Source organism: Flavobacterium segetis (assembly GCF_900129575.1).
In the GTDB taxonomy this organism is placed as follows: Bacteria; Bacteroidota; Bacteroidia; order Flavobacteriales; family Flavobacteriaceae; genus Flavobacterium; species Flavobacterium segetis.
This window is the reverse complement of sequence record NZ_FQWE01000004.1, coordinates 207,011-229,258: the sequence shown is the minus strand read 5'-3', so window position 1 is coordinate 229,258 and position 22,248 is coordinate 207,011. Positions and strand designations below refer to the sequence as shown.

The 22,248-nt window shown below is 32.5% G+C and carries 19 protein-coding genes and 2 tRNA genes; 13 read left to right on the top strand and 8 right to left on the bottom strand.

Annotated features, from left to right (window positions below; all coding sequences use genetic code 11):
• Positions 1 to 23: 23 nt before the first annotated feature.
• The 5 genes from porK (at position 24) to BUA99_RS07355 (ending at position 5,754) form a co-directional block, all read left to right on the top strand.
• Entirely contained in the window at positions 24 to 1,421 is a 1,398-nt protein-coding gene (gene porK / locus BUA99_RS07375; RefSeq protein ID WP_072990251.1) for a T9SS ring complex lipoprotein PorK/GldK, read from the top strand.
• A 40-nt stretch (positions 1,422 to 1,461) separates the two neighbouring features.
• On the top strand, positions 1,462 to 2,109 hold the full coding sequence (gene porL / locus BUA99_RS07370) for a type IX secretion system motor protein PorL/GldL (protein ID WP_072990250.1): 648 nt from the start codon (positions 1,462 to 1,464) through the stop codon (positions 2,107 to 2,109).
• Between the two features lie 44 nt (positions 2,110 to 2,153).
• Positions 2,154 to 3,695 (top strand): type IX secretion system motor protein PorM/GldM, encoded by a 1,542-nt coding sequence (gene porM / locus BUA99_RS07365; RefSeq protein WP_072990249.1) that lies wholly within the window; start codon positions 2,154 to 2,156, stop codon positions 3,693 to 3,695.
• 44 nt (positions 3,696 to 3,739) lie between these two features.
• Positions 3,740 to 4,630: a type IX secretion system ring subunit PorN/GldN gene (gene porN, locus BUA99_RS07360; protein WP_072990247.1), complete on the top strand. Its 891-nt coding sequence runs from the start codon at positions 3,740 to 3,742 to the stop codon at positions 4,628 to 4,630.
• 83 nt (positions 4,631 to 4,713) lie between these two features.
• Positions 4,714 to 5,754 carry an NAD(P)/FAD-dependent oxidoreductase gene (locus tag BUA99_RS07355; protein WP_072990245.1) on the top strand — a complete coding sequence of 347 codons (1,041 nt, stop codon included), beginning with the start codon at positions 4,714 to 4,716 and terminating at the stop codon, positions 5,752 to 5,754.
• A gap of 16 nt (positions 5,755 to 5,770) precedes the next feature.
• Here the strand turns inward: BUA99_RS07355 and BUA99_RS07350 are convergent, their stop codons facing one another.
• Complete coding sequence (locus BUA99_RS07350; RefSeq protein WP_072990243.1) at positions 5,771 to 6,154, bottom strand: DUF983 domain-containing protein; 384 nt, start codon at positions 6,152 to 6,154, stop codon at positions 5,771 to 5,773.
• 73 nt (positions 6,155 to 6,227) lie between these two features.
• Here BUA99_RS07350 and BUA99_RS07345 point away from each other — a divergent pair, with 73 nt between their 5' ends.
• On the top strand, positions 6,228 to 8,135 hold the full coding sequence (locus BUA99_RS07345; RefSeq protein ID WP_072990648.1) for an ABC-F family ATP-binding cassette domain-containing protein: 1,908 nt from the start codon (positions 6,228 to 6,230) through the stop codon (positions 8,133 to 8,135).
• Positions 8,136 to 8,167: 32 nt separating this feature from the next.
• Here the strand turns inward: BUA99_RS07345 and BUA99_RS07340 are convergent, their stop codons facing one another.
• Positions 8,168 to 9,136, bottom strand: coding sequence for an App1 family protein (locus tag BUA99_RS07340; protein ID WP_072990241.1), 969 nt, complete (start codon positions 9,134 to 9,136; stop codon positions 8,168 to 8,170).
• A 64-nt stretch (positions 9,137 to 9,200) separates the two neighbouring features.
• Between BUA99_RS07340 and BUA99_RS07335 the strand changes: the two genes are divergently transcribed.
• Positions 9,201 to 10,091, top strand: a complete 891-nt coding sequence (locus tag BUA99_RS07335; RefSeq protein WP_072990239.1) for a diacylglycerol/lipid kinase family protein — start codon at positions 9,201 to 9,203, stop codon at positions 10,089 to 10,091.
• On the opposite strand, the gene BUA99_RS07330 is transcribed toward BUA99_RS07335, so the two are convergent.
• Positions 10,084 to 11,232, bottom strand: coding sequence for an 8-amino-7-oxononanoate synthase (locus tag BUA99_RS07330; RefSeq protein WP_072990646.1), 1,149 nt, complete (start codon positions 11,230 to 11,232; stop codon positions 10,084 to 10,086). The genes BUA99_RS07335 and BUA99_RS07330 overlap by 8 nt on opposite strands.
• Positions 11,233 to 11,324: 92 nt before the next feature.
• Here BUA99_RS07330 and BUA99_RS07325 point away from each other — a divergent pair, with 92 nt between their 5' ends.
• Both BUA99_RS07325 and BUA99_RS07320 read left to right on the top strand, forming a co-directional pair.
• A complete protein-coding gene (locus tag BUA99_RS07325; protein ID WP_072990237.1) occupies positions 11,325 to 11,603 on the top strand; it encodes a 4a-hydroxytetrahydrobiopterin dehydratase in 279 nt (92 codons plus the stop codon).
• A 297-nt stretch (positions 11,604 to 11,900) separates the two neighbouring features.
• Positions 11,901 to 12,755, top strand: coding sequence for a leucine-rich repeat domain-containing protein (locus tag BUA99_RS07320; RefSeq protein WP_072990234.1), 855 nt, complete (start codon positions 11,901 to 11,903; stop codon positions 12,753 to 12,755).
• A 696-nt stretch (positions 12,756 to 13,451) separates the two neighbouring features.
• Here the strand turns inward: BUA99_RS07320 and BUA99_RS07315 are convergent.
• Positions 13,452 to 14,150 (bottom strand): pseudouridine synthase, encoded by a 699-nt coding sequence (locus BUA99_RS07315; protein WP_072990231.1) that lies wholly within the window; start codon positions 14,148 to 14,150, stop codon positions 13,452 to 13,454.
• Positions 14,151 to 14,463: 313 nt separating this feature from the next.
• Here BUA99_RS07315 and BUA99_RS07310 point away from each other — a divergent pair, with 313 nt between their 5' ends.
• A complete protein-coding gene (locus tag BUA99_RS07310) occupies positions 14,464 to 16,476 on the top strand; it encodes a M13 family metallopeptidase (protein WP_072990228.1) in 2,013 nt (670 codons plus the stop codon).
• Positions 16,477 to 16,703: 227 nt separating this feature from the next.
• On the opposite strand, the gene BUA99_RS07305 is transcribed toward BUA99_RS07310, so the two are convergent.
• From BUA99_RS07305 to BUA99_RS07295, 3 genes are all read right to left on the bottom strand, one after another.
• Positions 16,704 to 16,883, bottom strand: coding sequence for a GIY-YIG nuclease family protein (locus BUA99_RS07305; protein ID WP_234972937.1), 180 nt, complete (start codon positions 16,881 to 16,883; stop codon positions 16,704 to 16,706).
• 137 nt (positions 16,884 to 17,020) lie between these two features.
• Positions 17,021 to 17,093 (bottom strand) — tRNA-Met (locus BUA99_RS07300).
• 33 nt (positions 17,094 to 17,126) lie between these two features.
• Positions 17,127 to 17,199 (bottom strand) — tRNA-Met (locus tag BUA99_RS07295).
• 116 nt (positions 17,200 to 17,315) lie between these two features.
• Between BUA99_RS07295 and era the strand changes: the two genes are divergently transcribed.
• The gene (era, locus tag BUA99_RS07290) at positions 17,316 to 18,197 is read left to right on the top strand and encodes a GTPase Era (RefSeq protein ID WP_072990225.1); all 882 of its coding nucleotides are present in this window, start codon (positions 17,316 to 17,318) and stop codon (positions 18,195 to 18,197) included.
• A gap of 248 nt (positions 18,198 to 18,445) precedes the next feature.
• On the opposite strand, the gene BUA99_RS07285 is transcribed toward era, so the two are convergent.
• Entirely contained in the window at positions 18,446 to 18,943 is a 498-nt protein-coding gene (locus tag BUA99_RS07285; protein WP_072990222.1) for a hypothetical protein, read from the bottom strand.
• A 94-nt stretch (positions 18,944 to 19,037) separates the two neighbouring features.
• Here BUA99_RS07285 and der point away from each other — a divergent pair, with 94 nt between their 5' ends.
• Complete coding sequence (gene der, locus BUA99_RS07280) at positions 19,038 to 20,348, top strand: ribosome biogenesis GTPase Der (protein WP_072990219.1); 1,311 nt, start codon at positions 19,038 to 19,040, stop codon at positions 20,346 to 20,348.
• Positions 20,349 to 20,428: 80 nt separating this feature from the next.
• Positions 20,429 to 21,220, top strand: a complete 792-nt coding sequence (locus BUA99_RS07275) for an SDR family oxidoreductase (protein ID WP_072990217.1) — start codon at positions 20,429 to 20,431, stop codon at positions 21,218 to 21,220.
• The last annotated feature ends 1,028 nt before the right edge of the window (positions 21,221 to 22,248 follow it).

The following is a 22,248-nucleotide window of genomic DNA, read 5'->3' as shown; positions in this document are numbered from 1 at the left end:
TGAATAGATAATCCCCAAATTAAATGAAGAAGTTCATAGCTTTTGCTACAATTGTAACCCTACTTGTCAGCTGTGGTAGATCAAGTGATAAAGGAGAATTAGTTGGTATTAATGGTGGAAAATGGCATCCCGAGAAACCTTACGGTATGGCATTGATCCCGGGAGGCGCTTTTATAATGGGTAAATCAGATGCTGATTTAGCTAATGTGGAAGATGCGCCTACAAAAACAGTAACAGTTCGTTCATTTTACATGGATGAAACCGAAATTACAAATAGTGAGTACCGTCAATTTGTTGAATGGGTAAAAGACTCAACTATTAGAGTACGATTAGCAATTTTAGCTGACATGAGTGGGCAAAAGCCCGGAACTGGTAAAGGTAAAAATGCTGGTAGTATTGGTGATTTTGCTTTTGATGATGCTGATCCTAGTAAAATGACTGCGTATGATAAGTATATGACAGATAACTACTATAGTGTAGGTACGGCTGATGATGAATATGCAGGTAGAAAACTAAACAGAAAAGTAAAATTGATCAAAGATACAAAGTTGTATCCTGATGAATATTATACTGAAGTTATGGATTCAATGTATATTCCCATTTCAGAATCATACAACGGACTGCGAACTATGGACGTGAACAAATTAAAATTTCGTTACTCTTGGATGGATATTCAGGCTGCAGCCAAAGCGAAAGTAGGAAATAGAAAAGAATTTATAAAAACAGAAGAAGTAAAGGTTTATCCTGACACCACTGTGTGGATTAAAGACTTTGCTTACTCGTATAACGAGCCTATGCACAATGATTATTTCTGGCACAAGGCATATGGAGAATATCCTGTAGTAGGTGTAAAATGGACTCAAGCGAAAGCATTTTGTGCTTGGAGAACACTAAATAAAAATACCTATATTAAATCAAAGAAAAAAGGACGTGATTTAGTTAATAGTTTCAGACTACCAACAGAAGCAGAGTGGGAGTACGCTGCAAGAGGAGGATTAGAATCTGCTACTTATCCTTGGGGTGGGCCTTACACTAAAAATGATAGAGGTTGTTTCCTAGCTAACTTCAAACCTAACAGGGGTGATTACGCAGCTGATGAGGCGTTATATACAGTAGAGGCTAAATCTTATGACCCAAATGGTTATAGTTTATACAATATGGCAGGAAATGTTTCTGAGTGGACTGACTCTTCTTATGATTCAAATGCTTACGAATATGTTTCATCAATGAATCCTAATGTTCAGGATAGTTCAAACAAACGTAAAGTACTTCGTGGAGGCTCATGGAAGGATGTTGCTTATTTCCTACAGGTGAGCACCAGAGACTATGAGTACGCTGATTCAGCACGAAGTTACATTGGTTTTAGAACTGTACAAGATTACATGGGGCTTCAAACTACTGGAAACATAAAAAAGAAGTAACAAAAACCAAATCTATCAAAATTTTAAAAACAAAATTATTATGGCATTATTGAACAAAAAAGTAATGAACTTTGCTTATGGTATGGGAGCAGCAGTAGTAATCATCGGAGCATTATTCAAAATTACGCATATCGAATTTGGAATTATAACAGGTAATTTAATGCTTACAATTGGTTTAGTTGTTGAAGCTGCTATTTTTGCTCTTTCAGCTTTCGAGCCTGTTGATGATGAATACAAGTGGGAAATGGTTTATCCTGAGCTTAAAGATGCAAATCTTCTTGCGAAAAATAGAATTACAGTAGCAGCAGAAGACACTCAAGGATTGTTGTCTCAAAAGTTAGATGTCATGTTAAAGGATGCTAAAATTGATGGTGAATTAATGGCAAGTTTAGGTAGTAGTATTAGAAACTTTGAATTAGCAGCCAAAGGAATTGCTCCTACTGTCGATTCAATAGCTTCTACAAAAAAATATAGCGAAGAGTTAACTTTAGCGGCAGCCCAAATGGAATCATTAAATAGCTTATATAAAATACAGCTGCAAAGCGCTTCGAGAAATGCCCAAATTAACGAAGAAGTTGCTGAAAATAACTTAAAGTTAAAAGATCAAATGCAATCATTGACTAGTAATTTGTCGTCTTTGAATAGTGTATATGGTGGAATGCTTTCTGCAATGAATAACAAGGGATAATTAGTTTCGAACTATTATATTAACAAACTAATTATTTAGAAAATATGGCAGGAGGAAAACTAACCCCTAGACAGAAGATGATAAACCTAATGTATTTGGTTTTTATCGCAATGTTAGCATTAAATATGTCCAAAGAAGTATTATCCGCTTTTGGACTAATGAATGAAAAATTTGAAAGCTCAAATGCTTCCGCAGAAATGTCTAACTCACAAATGTTAGCAGGATTAGATGCAAAGGCGTCTGAAGCTGGAGGAGAATTTGCAGCAGCTTCAACTACAGCACATAAAGTAGAGACTATTACAAAAAACTTTTATGATTATATTGCTAAAATAAAATCGGATGTTTTAGTAGGGACTGAAGCTAATACTGAAACCGGTAAGTTGCCTTACGAAGAAATGGATAAGGGAGATAATATAGATAATTTATGGTTTAGCCCAGCGGGTTACTCTGCTAAGGGGAAAGAAGTTATTACCACCGTTGAGAGATATAAGGCTGATATGAAACTTGCATTAGGTGACAACAAAAAATTAGCTTCGATTATCGCTGATGTTGAAAGTAAGTTTGATTTATCAAAAGTTAAAAACAAAGATGGTATTGCAATTGACTACTTGGATTATCACTTTAAAGGATTTCCGGCCGTTGCGTCATTAGCAAAATTATCTGCTTGGCAAAATGATGTTAAGAAAACAGAAACAGACGTTTACAATACTTTATTGGGGAAGGCAGCGGTTGCTGCTGCTTCATATAGTAATTATGAAGCTATTGTTGTTCTTGATAAAAGTGCTTACTTTCAAGGTGAAAAAGTGACAGGTAAAGTTGTTTTAGGAAGATACGATAAAAATACAACTCCTACGGCGTTTTCAGGACCTGGTAGGATCGTAAACGGACAAGCTGTTATTGAAATAACTGCGGGGAGTGTTGGCGAGCAAGCTATCAATGGGCAATTTAGTTTTTTAGAAGATGGAAAAACTATTCCTCTTAAATTTAAAGGTAATTATGTAGTTGTTCCACGTCCTAATTCAGCAACTATTTCTGCTGACAAGATGAATGTTGTTTATAGAGGTGTTGTTAATCCTATGACAATATCTTTTGCCGGTGTTGCTAGTGATAAAGTAAACGTATCTGCTCCAGGACTTAGCTCTGCAGGCGGTGGTAAGTACAATATGAGTCCAGGTGCAGGAAATGAAGTTGTTATAAATGTTACTGCTACACTTAATGATGGGTCTAAAGTATCTGATAAAAAAGCATTCAGAATTAAAGGAATTCCCGGTCCAACAGGAACTATTAGAGGAGAGATGGGCGTAGTTAAGGGGCCGAAATCAAACTTGGAAATAGCCACTATTGGAGCTAAGCTGGTTGACTTTGACTTTGAAGTTGGTTTAACCGTTGTTGGTTTTAATCTTAAAATTGCGGGACAACCTACTGTTGTTGTTCAAGGTGATAGATTAAATGCACAATGTAAAGCCGTTCTTGCTAAAGCTGGACGAGGTGATCAAGTTACTATTTCTGAAATTAAAACAAAACTTGTTGGTGCTGGTAGTTATTTACTACCTAGAACTGCTCCAGTAATTTTTGAAATACAATAACAAGCAAGTTTTTTGCTTGCTAAATATCTTATAAGGATAAAATCATGAATGTAAAATTTTTTATAATTGCAGTAGTTTTTATTAGCGGTGGTGTCACATCTTTTGGTCAATCTAATTTGCTAAATGCTAAAACACCCGATGAAATAGGGTTAAAATCCATAGCACAATTAGATTCTGATAACGATAAGCCTTTGTCTTACGGATATGTTCATGATAGAGATGTATTAATGGGTAAAACAACGTGGGAAATCATAGATTTAAGCGAAAGAATTAATTTTGCTTTATACTTTCCAATTGATACTGCAAACATAGGTTCAGACAGAAGATCCTTATATGATGTTTTGACAAGAGCTATGAAGAGTGGAGAAATAACAGAAGTGTATACAGACAGTTATTTTAACACTAAAAAATCATTGCAAGACATCCAAGCTTCTTTAACAAGAATTGATACAACTGATGCAGGAAGAGAGCAAATAAATGCAGGTAATAAAATTTCTGATGAGTATATTTTAAAGCAAGATTTATCTGCTGCAGATGTGACCGAATATAAAATAAAAGGATATTGGTATTTTGATAAACGTCAAAGTGAATTAAAATATCGACTACTTGGAATTTGTCCAGTAACTCCGGACGTATATTCTATAAATAGTGAAGTAAAAGATTATATTGAGTTATTTTGGGTATTTTTCCCTGCAGCTAGAGATGTATTGCATGATGCAAAAGCTTTTAATGAGAAAAATTCAGCGATGCCAATCTCATTTGATCAAATACTTAATTCTAGACGTTTTAATAGTGTTATTTATAAAGAAGAAAACGTGTACGGTGATCGAACAGTTGAGGAGTACATGAAAGATAATGCTCAAAAGCAGCTGTTAGAATCAGAAAGAGTAAAAGATAAGATTAGAAATTTCGAATCAGATATGTGGAATTACTAATAATAGTTAATGATATAGAAACAACTCCTACCGCACTGGCAGGAGTTTTTTTTTAACCATGATATTCATAAAAGTTAGAAAAAATGATTGACTATTTAATTATTGGTTGTGGATTAGCTGGAATTTCTTTTGCAGAAGTAGCCATTACAAACGGTAAATCTATTTATGTAATGGATAATAATTCTCAAAGTTCATCGAAAATAGCAGGTGGCCTTTATAATCCAGTTATTTTAAAGCGTTTTAGCGAAGTTTGGAAAGCGCAAGAACAATTGGTTTTAATGAACGAATTTTATGGTGTTTTAGAAAGTAAACTTGCTATTCAAGTAGATTTTAAAATACCAATATTGAGAAAATTTTTTAATATTGAAGAACAAAATAATTGGTTTACTGCTTCAGATAAAAAAGCATTAGCGCCATTTTTATCTACTAATTTACGTTTCGAAAAATTTGATGGCATATATTCCCCTTATGGCTATGGAGAAGTTTTACAAAGTGGTTATGTGGATACAGCTTTACTTTTAAAACAATATAGAGCCTATTTAGAAGCAAATGGCCTATTTGAAGAGAGTGCTTTTAATTATGAAAATGTACAACTCATAAACGACTATGTTATATATAAAGATTTAAAAGCTAAACATATCGTTTTTGCAGAAGGTTTTGGCATTCATTCGAATCCCTTTTTTAACACCTTACCTTTAGATGGTACTAAAGGGGAGCTTTTTATTATTAAAGCACCTAATTTATGTTTAAATTTAATAGTAAACACTAGCGTATTTATTTTACCATTGGGTAATAACTTATTCAAAGTGGGAGCAACTTACAATTGGAAAGACAAGACAAACTTGCCAACTGAAGAGGGGAAAAACGAGCTTATTGAAATGATAAAAGAAATAATAAACTGTGATTTTGAGATTATTTCACATTTTGCAGGAATTCGCCCTACGGTGAAGGACAGACGCCCTATTGTGGGGACGCATAAAGATTTTAAAAATGTACATGTTTTAAATGGATTAGGTACAAGAGGAGTAATGCTTGGACCTGCAATGGCGAAGGCGCTTTTTGAATCGATAGAATATCAAGTCCCATTAAATAAAGAAATAAACATAAATCGATTTAAAAATTAAATATATTAGCTTATAACTATTTTAAATTAGTTTTAGAATTGTAAGACACGAACATATTGATATAAATGTTTCGTGACCAACGCAAAACAAATGGAAATGATAAAATAATTGCTATTATTATCAAGATAAATGCGACTTTTAGTCCAGCTCCAAAAATAAAAAATGATACTAAGAAAGCTGCAACTCCTATGGCTACATTTAGTCCATAACTAACATACATTGCCCCGTAAAAAAAAGAAGGCTCTAATTGATAGTGTAAACCACAATGACTACAGTTTTCATTCATTTTTAATATATTTCCTAAGTGTAGCGGATTTTTATCGAAATACATACTTTCATTTTGGCATTTTGGACAAGTTCCTGTTAAAATGCTATATAATTTGGATCCTTTTTTTAACATTTGCAAAAAATTTAATTTTTCTATTTTTGAAAGTACAAATTTACGAATTCAAAAAGGAATAAAATCACAATACATGCTTAATATACATAATTTATCTGTTTCTTTTGGTGGTACTTATTTGTTTGAAGAAGTAACCTTTCGTCTAGGTGCTGGAGATCGAGTAGGACTTGTAGGAAAGAACGGTGCAGGTAAATCTACAATGCTTAAAATTCTTGCTGGAGATTTTAAACCTGATTCTGGTCAAATTGCAACTGAAAAAGAAGTACGAATGGGCTTTTTGCGTCAGGACATTGATTTCGAACAAGGAAGAACCGTGCTCGAAGAGGCTTATGAAGCCTTTACAGATATAAAAATTGTTGAAAAGAAATTAGCTGAGATCAATCATTTACTAGTCACTCGTACCGATTATGAAAGTGATGAATATAGCCAAATTATCGAAGATCTATCTGATTATACGCATCGTTTTGAATTACTTGGTGGCTATAATTATGTTGGTGATACAGAGAAAATTTTACTTGGTTTAGGATTTAAAAGAGAAGTTTTTGATAATCAAACTGAGACTTTTTCTGGTGGTTGGAGAATGCGTATTGAATTAGCTAAATTATTATTACAAGCAAATGATATTTTATTGCTAGATGAACCAACAAACCACTTGGACATTGAAAGTATCATCTGGCTAGAGAGCTTTCTTCGTAATTACGCTGGCGTTGTAGTAATTGTTTCTCATGATAAAATGTTTCTCGATAATGTTACTAATAGAACAATTGAAATTTCCTTAGGTAAAGCTTATGATTTTAATAAGCCTTATTCTGAGTATTTAACTTTACGCCATGAAATTAGAGAAAAGCAACTAGCAACACAAAAAAACCAGGCTAAAAAAATTGAAGAGACCGAAAAATTAATCGAAAAGTTCCGCGCTAAAGCTTCTAAAGCCTCTATGGCGCAGTCATTGATTAAAAAGTTAGATAAGGTAGATCGTATTGAAGTTGACGAAGATGATAATTCAGTGATGAATATAACTTTTCCCGTTTCTAAAGAACCAGGGCGAGTAGTAATAGAAGCAGAGCATGTTACAAAAAGTTATGGTGATAAAACAATTTTAAAAGATATAAATCTTTTAGTTGAACGGGGTAGTAAAATTGCTTTTGTTGGTCAAAATGGTCAGGGAAAATCAACTTTTATAAAAGCGATAGTTGACGAGTTTGAATATATGGGAAATATAAAATTAGGACATAATGTACAATTGGGTTATTTTGCTCAAAATCAAGCAGAATATCTTGATGGAGAAATAACTTTACTTCAAACTATGGAGGACGCAGCTGCAGATACTAATAGAATGAAAGTGCGTGATATGTTAGGTTCTTTTTTGTTTCGAGGAGATGATGTAGAGAAAAAGGTAAAGGTTCTCTCTGGAGGCGAAAGAAACCGCTTAGCGCTTTGTAAATTGTTGTTACAACCCATTAATGTTTTATTAATGGATGAGCCTACAAACCACTTGGATATTAAATCTAAAAATGTTTTGAAAGCCGCTTTGCAAAAATTTGGTGGAACTCTTTTATTAGTATCGCATGATAGGGATTTTTTACAAGGAATGTCTAATTTAGTTTATGAATTTAAAGACCAGAGAATAAAGGAATATTTAGGAGACATCAACTATTTTTTAGAACAACGCAATATGGAAAATATGCGTGAAGTGGAGAAAAGAGATGCGCAAAAAGTAACCTCTCCTAAAGAAAGTAATAAGGCATCATACGAAGATCAGAAAAAAGGGAAAGCTTTACAAAATAAACTGAGTAAGGTGGAAAGCCAAATCAAACAATTAGAAAGAGACATTCAGCAGGATGACAAGATGCTCGCATCCAATTACGATAAGCATATTGAAGATGCAAAATTCTTTATCGCATACAATAAGAAAAAAGCAGAGTTAGATAAGTTACTTTTAGATTGGGAGCTTGTACAAGAGGAAATAGAAAACACATAAATATAAAAGAGTCTTTTTAAAGACTCTTTTTTTTATTCAATTATTCCAATTAATTTTGAATGGGCAATAGCCTCAGCACTGTCTTTAAAGTAACAAATAGCAACGTTAAGAGATTTTAAATTTTCCAGCACAGTGGTCACTTTTTCTTTCTTTTTTGCTGCCGTTTGCCTAATATAAACTGCTTTGACTGTAACTGGAAAAATCTTGGCGATTGCTTCATATAAAAAAACATCTTGCTGTGAATCATCACCGAGCAATACGTATTCTAAATTTGGATAAAATTCTAAAATGTGTTTTATTTTCTCAAACTTATGATTATGATCGCCATGACCAGTAAATATGAAATCTTTCAAGCTCGTTTTTATGTCTTTTAAAAGTAAAACAGCTTTGGGTAGTTTATGAAGTTCTGTAAACTTTATGATGAAGCGGTATAAATTCCATTCGCTACTCGAAACATAAAAAAAAGCATTTTGCTCATCATGCTTTTCTCTTCCCGCAGTACTTAAAGCCTGATAATGCGAAACTACATCGTCATATATTTTTCTTTTATTAACGTTTTTAAATAGTAAGACATATAGCTTTCGTAAGGGATTCATAGTATGTGAAACTAAAAACGTATCATCAATATCAGAGATGATTCCAAGATTTCCTTTATGTGGTCTAATGTAAGTTTCTTTTGTAACAATAGTTTTATCATTGTGGATTATACTTACTTGGTAATTAATCCAACCATAATTTGTGCTTTGATCTAAAGGAACACAAAATTTAAAATAACCATCGTCTAACGTTTTAGTGTGTAGTTTTGTATCATAGTAATCTAAATAAACATCAGCATTAGCTTGAGTTTTTATTTGGAACATTTTAATGACCGAAGTAGCGTTTTTTAAATTCTTTTTTTGAAAATTATATTCTTCAATTGAGGTTGGCCTAAAAACATGTCCCATCACAATTAATTCCTGTTCATTAGCATAACCGCGATATAATTTTAAAATAGGTTTCATAAATTGTATTACTTTTGATAAAAGATGAAATTAAAGTTTTTTAATTAATAATTTCGAATAAATTTTGAAAAATAATAATATCCTCGTTGTTAATCCTATTTCTGGTGGCCTAGATAAGGATGCATTGATTGAATCAATAAATGTTTTTGTTGAAAAACATAAAATTAATCTCTTTACCTATTATACTTCTGGAGTTGCTGATAGTGAGGAGATAAAAGAGCTTTGTAATTCGCTTAAACCAGATCGCATGATAGTAGCTGGAGGTGACGGAACTATTAAAATGGTGGCAGAAGCTGTACAAGATTTTGATGTAATCATTGGTATTTTACCCGCTGGCTCTGCTAATGGCTTAGCAGTAGATCTAAACTTACCAGAGACTGTAGAGGAGAATTTAGAAATAGCCTTTTTCAATCACTACATGGAAATGGATATTATTTGCATTAATGGAAAAAAAAGTATTCATCTCAGTGATATAGGTCTAAACGCTGAAATGATTAAAAATTATGAAGGTAGTGCAATAAGGGGGAAATTAGGATATGCACTACAAACTTTATATACATTAGCTGATTTAGATGATCCATTTACTGCGACCATTACAGGCGAATTTCCTACCGTTATTTGTGAAGCTAGAATGATTGTAATAGCTAATTCTCAAAAATATGGAACCGGTATTTCTATCAATCCAAATGGTAAAATGGATGATGGAAAGTTCGAACTGGTTATTTTAAAAAACATGGATTTAATTATTCTCGGTAAAATTATCACTGGAAATATTCCTTTAGATACTGACGACATCGAAATTATATCTACTGAAAAAGCAACTATTATTACAGATATACCGGTTAGTTTTCAAATTGATGGTGAATATTGCGGGATGCAAAATCAATTAGACATTAAAATTCTGCCAAAACAAATGAAAGTTGCCATTCCACGATCAGAACAATTAACTATTTAAAAGGATTTCGCTGTTGCCAAATCGTTTCAGGCTCTAAGTACTTAAATATTTTGGGCATAAATGAATTTAACAGCGAATTACTATGAGAAATGAGTCCATACATTTTCACAGGCTTAGCACCTACAGAACTTTTTATTTCTAAAGCCGTCCGTGCAAATATGATTTCTTCAAAATTTTTATTGATTGAATAAGCAATCATATCATATAACATATTGAGATATAGCATGTTTTCTCGCTGGATACTTTCATCATAACCAAGAAAATAAGTGTCCATTATTTTTCCATTTTTTATGAGCGTATTAAAACCTATGAGTTTATTACCTATGAAATAACCGTAAAACAGAAACTTGTCCTTGAAGATTTCTTTAAAAACTCTAAAATGATTTTGAGGTAAAAAGAACGTATTAAATGGAGCGTTCTTAGCTACGTGTAGATACAAGTTATAAATTTCAGTTTCTGATCTAATAATTTCGTCGAGCGACAGCTTTTTTTTCTCAATATTGATAGCTTTTTTTCGTGCTCGTTTGTATTGATCTCGGTATTTTTTTGAGAGCGAATCGATATAATTTTGTTCTGTTGTCCAATTCTCATTAATTGAAAATATCATGTTAGGTTGTGTTGAAAACTGATATTCTCTTCTCATTTCTGGAATATCAAAATTCTTAATTTCTTGCTTATCAAAATCTTTATAGGTAGTAATATGCACTTTGATACCTTTATTAGCAAAAATTATTTTTAAACTTGATGCAGCATTATGTAAGGCTTTAATCGCCTTCATTGGGTCAACACCTTTTTTCAAAGCGTAAGAGTTTTGGCCCGTGAGCATGTTATTTCCTAGAACAAGAACTTGGGATGCAAAATTTTTAAAAATGAAATTCCGAATTTTTGTCTTTACACGCTTATCTCTCCCACCAAAAGATTCTAATTTGTTTAAATTTAAAAACTGCGAAAGAGAAATACCAATTAAGTTCTCGTTTTCAAAAATTCCTATGAAATAACAAATCATGTTGTCAGGTGAAGATTTTTCTAAAACTTCGAAGTATCTTTTACTTAAGAAAATAGTTGATATTGCTAAATCGTCCCAATTATTGGGAAGTTGAGATGTATTTTCATAAATGCAGAAAGTATAAGCTGAGTCCAAATTGTAATTTAATATTTTGCCAAAATTAATCATTAAACTTAATAAATCATTTGTTGAAGTTAAATTAACTAACTTTATAAAAATAAAAAATTATGAAAACATATTCAAAAGAATCTATTCAAGAACATTTAAAAGAATTAGAAGGTTGGACTTTGGAAAATAATGGAATTGAAAAAAAATTTAAATTTAAAAACTTTTCTCAAGCTCTTGGATTTATAGTGCAAGTAGGTTTAGAAGCTGAGAAAAGTAACCATCATCCTGAATTATTTAATGTTTACAACAAGGTAGATATTCGTTTAACTACACATGATGAAGTCGGAGTTACAGATAAAGATTTACAATTAGCTATGGCAATTGAAAAATTGCAATAGAAGTTGAAAGTATCTTATTTACTGTGGAGAGATTTTAATTAATTATAGACCGAAGTATTAATATAACTTTAGCACATAGGCAGTAATTTTACTGTAATATCAAAATCTTTGATTTTCAATTATAGTACCATAAAGTTAGAAGTTAGTTACTTGTAAAAGGCATAGTAATTCATTCTACTGTAGAAGTTCTTATAGGTTATTTCTGTGTTTTAGTTATTGTTGGTGTATTTCGTCGATTTTATTTGTTTAGTGACGGTTTTTTTAATTATATTTAAAGTATAAAGTAAAAATTAAATTATGAAAACGAAAATTTCACTTTTATTCACATTACTATTCACATTTACGATGTTCGCAAATGTTTCTCAAATAGAGAGAGATGCATTAGTGAAATTTTATAAGTCGACTAATGGAGTAAATTGGAAGATTACTTGGAATTTATCACAACCCGTTTCTAATTGGTATGGTGTTAAAGTGCTGGATGATAAAGTAGTTTCAATTGTTTTATCTGATAATAATTTAGAGGGAATAATTCCAAATGACATCTTAAATTTAATTCATTTACAAGAACTTGATTTACATAAAAATAAGTTGAGCGGTTCTATTCCTGATTTAATTGGTGGTTTAAATAAAATTAAAATTTTAGATCTTTCCTTTAATCATTTGACCGGTACAATTCCAACTTCAATTTGTTCTATGAATGACCTAATTGAACTTAAACTTTATATGAATGAATTTTCAGGTTCACTTCCTCAAGAGATTGGATCATTGAAGAATTTGGAAATATTATCACTTTTTAATAACGATCTAGAAGGCCAAATCCCTGACTCATTTTATGAGCTCACCGCTCTGAAAATTGTCTTATTAAATAGTAATAAATTAAGTGGGCACTTAAGTTCAGGCGTAAATAAGTTAGTAGCACTTGAAAACCTAAGTTTGTTTGACAATAAAATGGACGGCGCCATTCCAGTCACATTAGAAAAATTAAACAATCTGAAAGAAATGAATATTTCTTATAATGGTTTTGTTGGTAAAGTATCAAAAAATTTAGCAAAGCTCGACACTCTTAACATGACAATGTTGAATGAAGAAGGATTAGCGATATTACTTAAGGTAAATGCTGATCGAAACACGGCAATCGTTTCAGAAGATTAAGTTATAAAAATTATTTAATAGTAAATTTTAAGTTTAGTTGGTTTAGTTTTAGATTATAATAATTTTTTTAAAAACCTGTTTAGCAATTGTTAAACAGGTTTTTTTATATTCTTTAGTTTAGTATGCAATTTTAAATACCTAAAATCATTTAATCAGAGTAATAAATTATTATTATCGCGATCACTATTTTGACATTAATAAACTAGGAACTTTTGTTGATAATCTTTTAGTGGTACGCCAAACAAAGTTTGAAATATGTATCCGCAGTGTTTATTAAGCTACCAAATTATCTATTAAAACCAACATTTTTTATTCAAATGCTTTGAATTTCTTCTTTACAATACATTTTTTTATGACAATAAAGTTAGAAGAGGATAATCCCACATAAAATAACATCTCAAAGTTCGATTATACTATTTGCCCCTCTTTTTAGAGCGGATTTTATGGTTTAAATTTTTCTATCAAATTTATATTGTAGCCTATTTAGTTTTCAGTAAATAAATTTAAATAGAGAATTTAAGCGGCAAAGTCAATTATATTTAAAGCTTTGAATAGTAAAGAGGCCTGATGTTTGTTAAAATTTTTTATTTATGCGAAGCATTGAAATTTTCAATTCGTTTTTTAAGATTTGCATCGGTATTTTAATTCAGAAAATCTCAATTTGTAGAAGGCAGTAATAAATTTTAAATTATTATTCTAATGATACTTCCTTAAATCTAGATTAAGAATAGTTCCCACTCTACTAAACTCTTTGTTGATCTTCGCATTCAAGATTATTTGTTCGTTCTTTATTGGATGATTAAAAATTAATTGGTGGGCGTGAAGCATCATTCCTTTCAGTTCATAATTCTCTAACCACAATTTATTTTGTTTGTTACAACCGTGCGGACGACTTCCTAAAATGGGATGAAAAATATGTTTAAAATGTTTTCGTAATTGATGCATTCGACCGGTTTCCGGAATCGCTTCTACTAAGCAATATCGTGATGTCAATTGATTATTAAATTCTAATTCAATTTCTGTTTTTTGCAAACGACGAAAGTAGGTTATTGCATTTTGAATTATATCGTCATCATTTGTTAAATCGTAATCAATCGTTAGCTCTTTAGGTGACCAACCTCGTAAAATTGCTAAATATTTTTTTTCTACATTCCTTGTGGCAAAACGATCGTTCATAATCTTTAAAACCTCTTTGTCTAACGCAAATAGCAATACGCCAGATGTCTTGCGGTCTAAACGGTGAATAGGGTAGACGTGTTGCCCACCAATTTGATTTCGCAATTCTTGAATAGCATAGACATTTGCATCGCGAGCATAATATGATTTATGAACCAATAATCCACTTGGTTTATTAATGGCTATAATAAATTCGTCTTGGTACAGAATTTCTAACATGAGGCAAAAGTAAAAGAGAATTCGATTAAAATCATCTTTATATTTTTTTATTTCCCTAACTCTTTCCTCTGATGATTCAATGTTTGTAATCATGGCATTTATTGTGGTGAGAAATTAAACTTTTAGAGAAATATTTAAATAAACAAGTTGCTTATATCAATCACGATAAGTAGGTATTATTTCAATAATAATGTCGAGATATAAAAGTGAATTTGTATCTTGTTCTACTAAAATCAATTAAGCCGAATGTACATCTTTTAAAATGCTAATTCGAATCGATTTCCAATTCCTTTTAATACAAATAATCTAGTTTATGAAAAAAATAGTATTGCTCTTTGTCGCTTTCTTTGCTATTGTTTCGTGCTCTAACAAGCAAGAAAAAAAAATTACAGTCATAACTGGAATTGATTCCACGTTAAGACCGGGTAACGATTTTTTTAAATATGTTAATGGCAAATGGTATGATTCGGTTCCGATACCTGCATCTCAATCTGGAGTAGGGGCTTATATGTTTATGAATTATCCACAAAGAATGCGTCTACAGGGAATATTAGATAGTATTTCGCAAACTAAAAATCCCGCTGGAAGTATAGCTGAAAAGGTTGGTGACTTCTATGCATCTGGTATGGATACGCTTACCATTGACAAACGCGGTTATATCCCCATCAAACCATTACTCTTAAAAATAGATAAAATTACTGATCTGCCGTCTTTAATGAGTTTTGTTGCCAGCGAGGTAAAAGTAGATAATCCTTCCATTATAGGTTTTGGAGTATCATCTGACGAGAAGAACAGTAGTATAAATATTGCTCAATTGTATCAAACCGGACTAGGCTTGCCGGACAGAGATTATTATTTCAGCTCAGATGCGTCAACAGTTGCTATTCAGCAGGCTTACATAAAATACATTAGTACGTTATTTCAGCAAACGGGTAGTGCTGCTCAAGAAGCTAAACAAAGCGCAGGAGTAGTATTTGATATTGACAAACAACTCGCTGCTGCACATAAAACAAAAGTTGCACTGCGAGATGTACAAGCTAATTATAATAAAATGGCTGTCGCAGATCTTTCAAAAAGACATCCAAACATAAACTGGAATTCTTTTTTAAACAATTTAGGTGCTAAAACGGATTCAATCAATATTAGTCAACCCCAATATTATGATGCCCTTGATAAGCTGTTGAAAAAAATACCTATTGCTAACTGGAAAATTTACCTGAAAGCAAACTCTTTAGAGCGGTATGCAGATGATTTAAGTAAACCTTTCGTAGATGCTTCATTTGAGTATACTAAAGTACTCTCTGGTCAAGCTGTTCAAAAAACTCGTGGGGAAAAAATGGCTAATGTCGTTGATAATTATCTCGGTGAAGCATTAGGAGAATTGTATGTAAAGAAATATTTTTCAGAAGAGGCTAAAAATCGAATGTTGAGTTTGGTTAATAATTTGCAAAAAGCATACGCTAAAAGGATTGACAATTTAGAATGGATGAGTCAAAGTACAAAGAAAAAAGCAAAAGAAAAGTTGTTTGCCATTACAAAAAAAATAGGATATCCGGATAAGTGGAGAGATTACAGCAATGTGCGTGTAGCTAGAGATATGTATTTTGAGAACATGGTTTCTGCTGCTACAGCTGCATACCAGTTTCAGTTGAATAAATTAGGAAAATCAGTCGATAAGTCAGAATGGTATACTACTACCCCAACAGTTACGGCCTATAATAACCCAACCGCAAATGAAATTGTTTTTCCCGCTGGCATTTTACAACCACCGTATTTTGATAATAATGCAGATGATGCATTGAACTATGGAGGAATAGGAATGGTGATAGGTCACGAAATAACCCATACTTTTGATGACCAAGGTGCTCAATATGATAAGAATGGCAACTTAAAAAATTGGTGGACAAAAGAGGATTATGCGCAGTTTAAAGCAAGAATACAGCAGGTTACTAACTTGTATAGCACCTATACTGTCTTAGGAGATCTACATATTAATGGTGCGTTAACAGTTGGCGAGAACACCGCTGATATTGCTGGAATAGCTGTTGCTTATGATGCATTTAAAATGACTGAGGAAGGAAAAGGTAATACGAAAATTGACGGTTTTACTCCAGACCAACGTTTTTTTATCTCTTTAGCAAAAATATGGAGAGTAAAAATGAAAGATGAATACCTTCGTTTATGGATTAATAATAACCCACATTCTCCACCAAATTGGCGTGTTAATGGGCCGCTTATGAATACAACGCCTTTTTACAACGCTTTCAATGTTAAAGAAGGAGACAAAATGTTTCTACCTAAAAAAGACAGAATAACAATTTGGTGAGTCACACTCATAAACTTGTTTTAATAAAAAGCTGCGCAAATGTATTTATATACGTTACGCAGTTTTTTTGATTTCTTAAAAATTGTGGGTTTTTATAAGTTTCCTAATTATTAATTTATAGCTTAAATCAAAAAAAAAGCTCCAGACTTATCAGAGGCATTTCTAGTATTCCGTCGCGGCGAAGACTTTAATTACTTTTTTGCCTCGGCCGATGTAAGTTCATAGATTTATTGGTTTCTGACTATTTGTTGAATAATTCTCTGCCAACTCCAGTTTTTAGATACTTTTCTTTTTTTTATCGCTTTATATTTAGAGCTGAAAAACTCAATATGAATTACTGTCCTAGGTCTAAATTTCAAGGTGTGACCTTCGGTTCCAAGTTCGTTGTGCGTTTTGAAACGTTCAATAAGGTTGGATGTGAATCCAGTGTAGTTTTGATTGAATTTTGGAGAGTATAATATTTAAACAACAAATTCATCCTTGATTTCTTTTTGCTCATAAATATAAATAAAAAAAGCCTCATATTTCTATGAAGCTTTTCTAGTAGCGGGAACAGGACTCGAACCTGTGACCTTCGGGTTATGAGCCCGACGAGCTGCCTACTGCTCTATCCCGCGATGTGCGTTTGTAATCTCAATAAGGCTACTTTGTAGCGGGAACAGGACTCGAACCTGTGACCTTCGGGTTATGAGCCCGACGAGCTGCCTACTGCTCTATCCCGCGATTTGTGAGTGCAAATGTACAACTAAATTTAAGAAACCCAAACATAAATTTAAAAAAATGTTTTATTTCATGTATTGACTTGATATAACTACCTTTGCAAAATAAATTTAATATAGATGTCACATAAAGCAGGTTTTGTAAATATCATAGGAAATCCAAATGTTGGAAAGTCCACTCTAATGAATGCTTTCGTAGGGGAAAGGCTCTCCATTATTACCTCTAAAGCACAAACAACTCGTCATAGAATACTGGGAATTGTAAACGGAGAAGATTTTCAATTAATCCTCTCTGATACTCCTGGAATCATCAAACCAGCTTACGAGATGCAAGCTTCGATGATGAATTTTGTTAAATCTGCTTTTGAAGATGCTGATATATTGATCTATATGGTTGAAATTGGTGAGCAAGATTTGAAAGATGAAGCTTTTTTTAATAAAATTATTCACGCTACTATACCTGTATTATTACTATTAAATAAAATAGACAACTCTAATCAAGAACAGTTGGAAGAGCAAGTTGCTTTTTGGACTGCTAAGGTTCCGAATGCTGAAATTTTTCCAATATCGGCGTTGCAAAACTTTAATGTTCCTGAGGTTTTTGGAAGAATAATCGAATTGTTACCAGAATCTCCAGCATATTATCCAAAAGATCAATTGACTGATAAGCCAGAAAGATTTTTTGTAAATGAGACGATTCGTGAGAAAATCTTGTTGAATTACAGTAAAGAAATTCCGTATGCAGTTGAAATTGTTACGGAAGAATTTTTTGAAGATGAAAATATCATCAGAATTCGTTCTTTGATTATGGTAGAAAGAGATACTCAAAAAGGAATTATAATTGGTCACAAAGGAGCAGCTTTGAAAAAAGTAGGAATTGAAGCTCGTGCTGATTTAGAGAAATTCTTTGGAAAACAAATACATATTGAATTATATGTAAAGGTTAATAAGAATTGGAGAAGCAACGTTAATATGTTGAAGCGATTTGGTTATAACCAGTAAAATAGTTGCCAGTTTTTTAGTGTTCAGTTAGAATAAAAACTAACTACAAAATATATTGAAATCAGTATTAGAGTTTTTCTCTGATACTGATTTTTTTTTTAGCCCAGATCAAAATGGAAACCCCACAGTGAATAAAGCTTATTGTTGCTGTGGTTGCAATGCGACCGGAGGAAGCTCCTGCAAGCGCATTGCAACAACTCCTTTATGAACGAGGAGTTGTAATGGAGCGCTGGATTAGCTCCTAATATTTATGATTCTAAAATTTTAAAAAATACTTTTTCAAGTTCGTGAGTTTGGTCATTTCCATTACTTCGGATTTGTTTTGCAATAAAATAAAGTAGAAACCATGATAGCACCATCAATGTAAGTACAACGAAGTCGGAAGTATAGCTTTTGTTTAAAACCGAGTTAGAATAGGCGATACCAGTGAATATTAAAAATATTCCAGCGATTACAAAGTGAAGAAACATAAATAAGGTCCAAAGTGTCGGATCTGGTCCAAAAAGCCCTCTAATATGTGTTTCATTTTCGCTTTTGGCTTCTAACTCTAAATGTAGATGCGGAGAGTAATACCGTTTTTCACTACCTATTATATTGATCCAAATATGAGTTCCTCGCGTTTTTATAAAATAATCTTGCGGATTTGACTTTGCGTAAATTGCGAATTTTTGACTTAAAACAGTTGTATTTATCATCACGTCTTTATAAAAGCGTAAGCGAAGTCGGATTTCTTTATTAGCATCCATAGTAGTATGATTAGTTACATTGTGCTAATATATCAAAAAAATTGATAGTCAATCTATTTAACACTACCTTTGCAAAATATTTGAATAAATTATTATGAATAACATTGTTGCGATAGTAGGAAGACCTAATGTGGGGAAATCAACCCTTTTTAATAGGCTGATACAAAGAAGAGAAGCTATTGTTGATTCGGTTTCTGGAGTTACCAGAGATAGAAATTACGGTAAAAGCGAGTGGAACGGAAAAGAGTTTTCTGTGATTGATACGGGAGGTTATGTACGTGGATCTGATGACGTTTTTGAAGGCGAAATCCGTAAGCAAGTGGAACTTGCCATTGATGAAGCGGATGTAATTATATTTGTGGTTGATGTAGAAGAGGGGATTACTCCAATGGATGATGCGGTTGCTAGATTATTGCGTAAAGTTACAAAGCCGGTTTTACTTGCTGTAAATAAGGTAGATAATTCGATGCGTGAGAAAGATGCCATTGAGTTTTACAACCTTGGTTTAGGTGAATATTATACTTTTGCAAGTATTTCAGGTAGCGGAACTGGAGATTTATTGGATGCATTGATTGATGCTTTTCCAATAAAACCAGAACCAACACAGGAGGAAGTAGTATTACCACGTTTTGCAGTGGTAGGTCGTCCTAATGCTGGGAAGTCTAGTTTTATAAATGCATTAATTGGTAAGGATCGTTATATTGTTACTGATATTGCAGGTACAACTCGTGATTCTATTGATACAAAATTTGATCGCTTTGGCTTTGAATTCAACTTGGTAGATACTGCGGGAATACGTCGTAAGGCTAAAGTTAAGGAAGATTTAGAATTTTATTCGGTGATGCGTTCCGTTCGTGCTATTGAACATGCTGATATTTGTATCTTGATTATTGACGCTACTCGCGGATTTGAAGGTCAGGATCAAAGTATTTTTTGGTTAGCAGAAAAGAATAGAAAAGGGGTTGTAATCTTAGTGAATAAATGGGATTTAGTTGAAAAGGAAACCATGTCTACTCGCGATTACGAAGAGAAAATAAGAGAAGAGTTAATGCCGTTTACTGATGTGCCTATTCTATTTGTTTCTGCTTTAACTAAACAACGTTTACTAAAAGCATTAGAAGCAACCGTAAAGGTCTTTGAAAACAGACAGCAGCGCATTACCACATCAAAGTTCAACGAATTTATGTTGAAAGTGATTGAAGCCTATCCGCCACCTGCTACTAAGGGAAAATATGTGAAAATTAAATATTGCATGCAACTGCCTACGCCAACGCCTCAGTTCGTATTTTTTGCTAATATGCCTCAGTACGTAAAAGAACCTTACAAGCGTTATTTAGAAAACAAAATTAGAGAAAATTGGGACTTTTCAGGAGTGCCAATTGATATTTATATTAGAGAGAAATAGTCTTTATTTCCATAATTATACTAGAAAGTTTATTGAGTTTGTAAAAGCTCGGTAAACTTTTTTTATTTTTAAGAAAAAATATGAATGCAATTAATGGTAAAGTAGTTTGGATTACAGGCGCTTCAAGCGGAATAGGAGAGGCTCTTGCCTATGAATTAGCAACTAAAAATTGCAAACTAATTCTTTCGGCTCGAAATAGCGATGCTTTAGAAACTGTAAAATCGAAGTGTTCAAACACAGAAGTTATCATTTTGCCTTTTGATCTGGCTGATTTTGACAACGCCAAAAATCACGCAGCAAAAGCTATTGCTGCCTTTGGAAAAGTGGATGTGCTTATCAATAATGGAGGAGTGAGTCAAAGATCTCTTATAATTGAAACAGATTTTGAAGTTGACAAAAAACTTATTGCCGTAGACTATTTAGGAACTGTTGCATTAACAAAAGCTTTATTACCTCATTTTGTTGAAAACCAAAGTGGAGCATTTGTAGTAGTCACAAGCTTGATGGGTAAATTTGGTTCGCCTTATCGTTCAGGGTATTGCGGTGCGAAACATGCTTTGCATGGTTTTTTCGATGTCTTGAGAATGGAACATCAAAAAGATAATATTGATGTCACGTTAATTTGTCCTGGCTTTGTTCAAACTAATGTAGCCCTAAATGCGCTTACCGCTAATGGAACAAAACAAAATCAAGATGATGAGGCGACGCAAAATGGTGTTCCAGTTGCTAGTTTTGTAAAAAAAATGGTAAGAGCTATAGAGTGTAAACAGTTCGAAGCATATATAGGAGGTATGGAGATATTAGGTGCATACTTAAAAAGATTTTTCCCTAAATTATTACATAATTTCGTTTTGAAAAGTAAAGTGAGATAAAGAATTATTTCTTTTTTATTATCAGAGAATTATTAGTGCTAAAATTAGTTTTTTAGATATTATCGAAAAAACTGAATGATGTATAATTAGTACTATTTCTAATGTTAGCAACACATCTAAAGCCTGAGTGATTTTAGTCAATTTATATTAATCATTTCATTCTTAGTATAACACAAAATCCTTTGCAATAAGAGATATTTCATAGCAATATCCCCTCTTACCAGTCGCTTAGGTATTGTAGGCTCCATTAGATTATAACTTTCAATTTTATCTTTTGGATCAATAGCAATAAAGTTTTTATGATTTTTGTAATATTGTTGTATCTAGCAGTCGCTGCATTATTCCCAAACATTTCGCAGGATGTTCTATAAACCGCATGCATTGGCGACAAATAATATTATTGGCGCAGTACCATTAAATCTAACTTTATTTCTATTAATTTACGAGAAGTTTCCTCGGCAAATATTGGCTTTGATTATATCTTTTCAGGATCTTCATTGCTCCAAAAATATTTATGAGTTACAATTTCATCGCTAGCTGCAAATTTCCATTCAGCCTCGTTAGGTAACGTTTTACAAGCTCAATTAGCATAAGCTAAGGTGTCATTTCATGATAAAATCACTACTGGGTAATTTTCTCTTTAATTAAGATTATTTTCTAGCTCCTTAGGATGTTGTCAATTTGCTCCTTTGGTTCATGACCGCCCTTTTGTAGCATCATTCAAATTTATGGTAACTTTTGCTGGAGTAAAAACAAGAGATGATGCAACAAACAAGCTTTCGTCAAGTGCAGAGGTTCTTAACGATAACTGTTTTTTTATTTCTTCCCAATCAGGTCTAATATTTGCAGTGATAATAAGTCCAGTTTCGGTAACAAAATTTTATAAGCGAGTGTTAGTAACTTCAGTGGCATCCATCCAAAAGTTATTTAATATTACTTAATGTTGTGGGTATTTATCTTCTCTACCTTAATCATCAGATACCCCATCAAACAATCAACAGTTGCAATTTTCACCATTGCTTAATAGG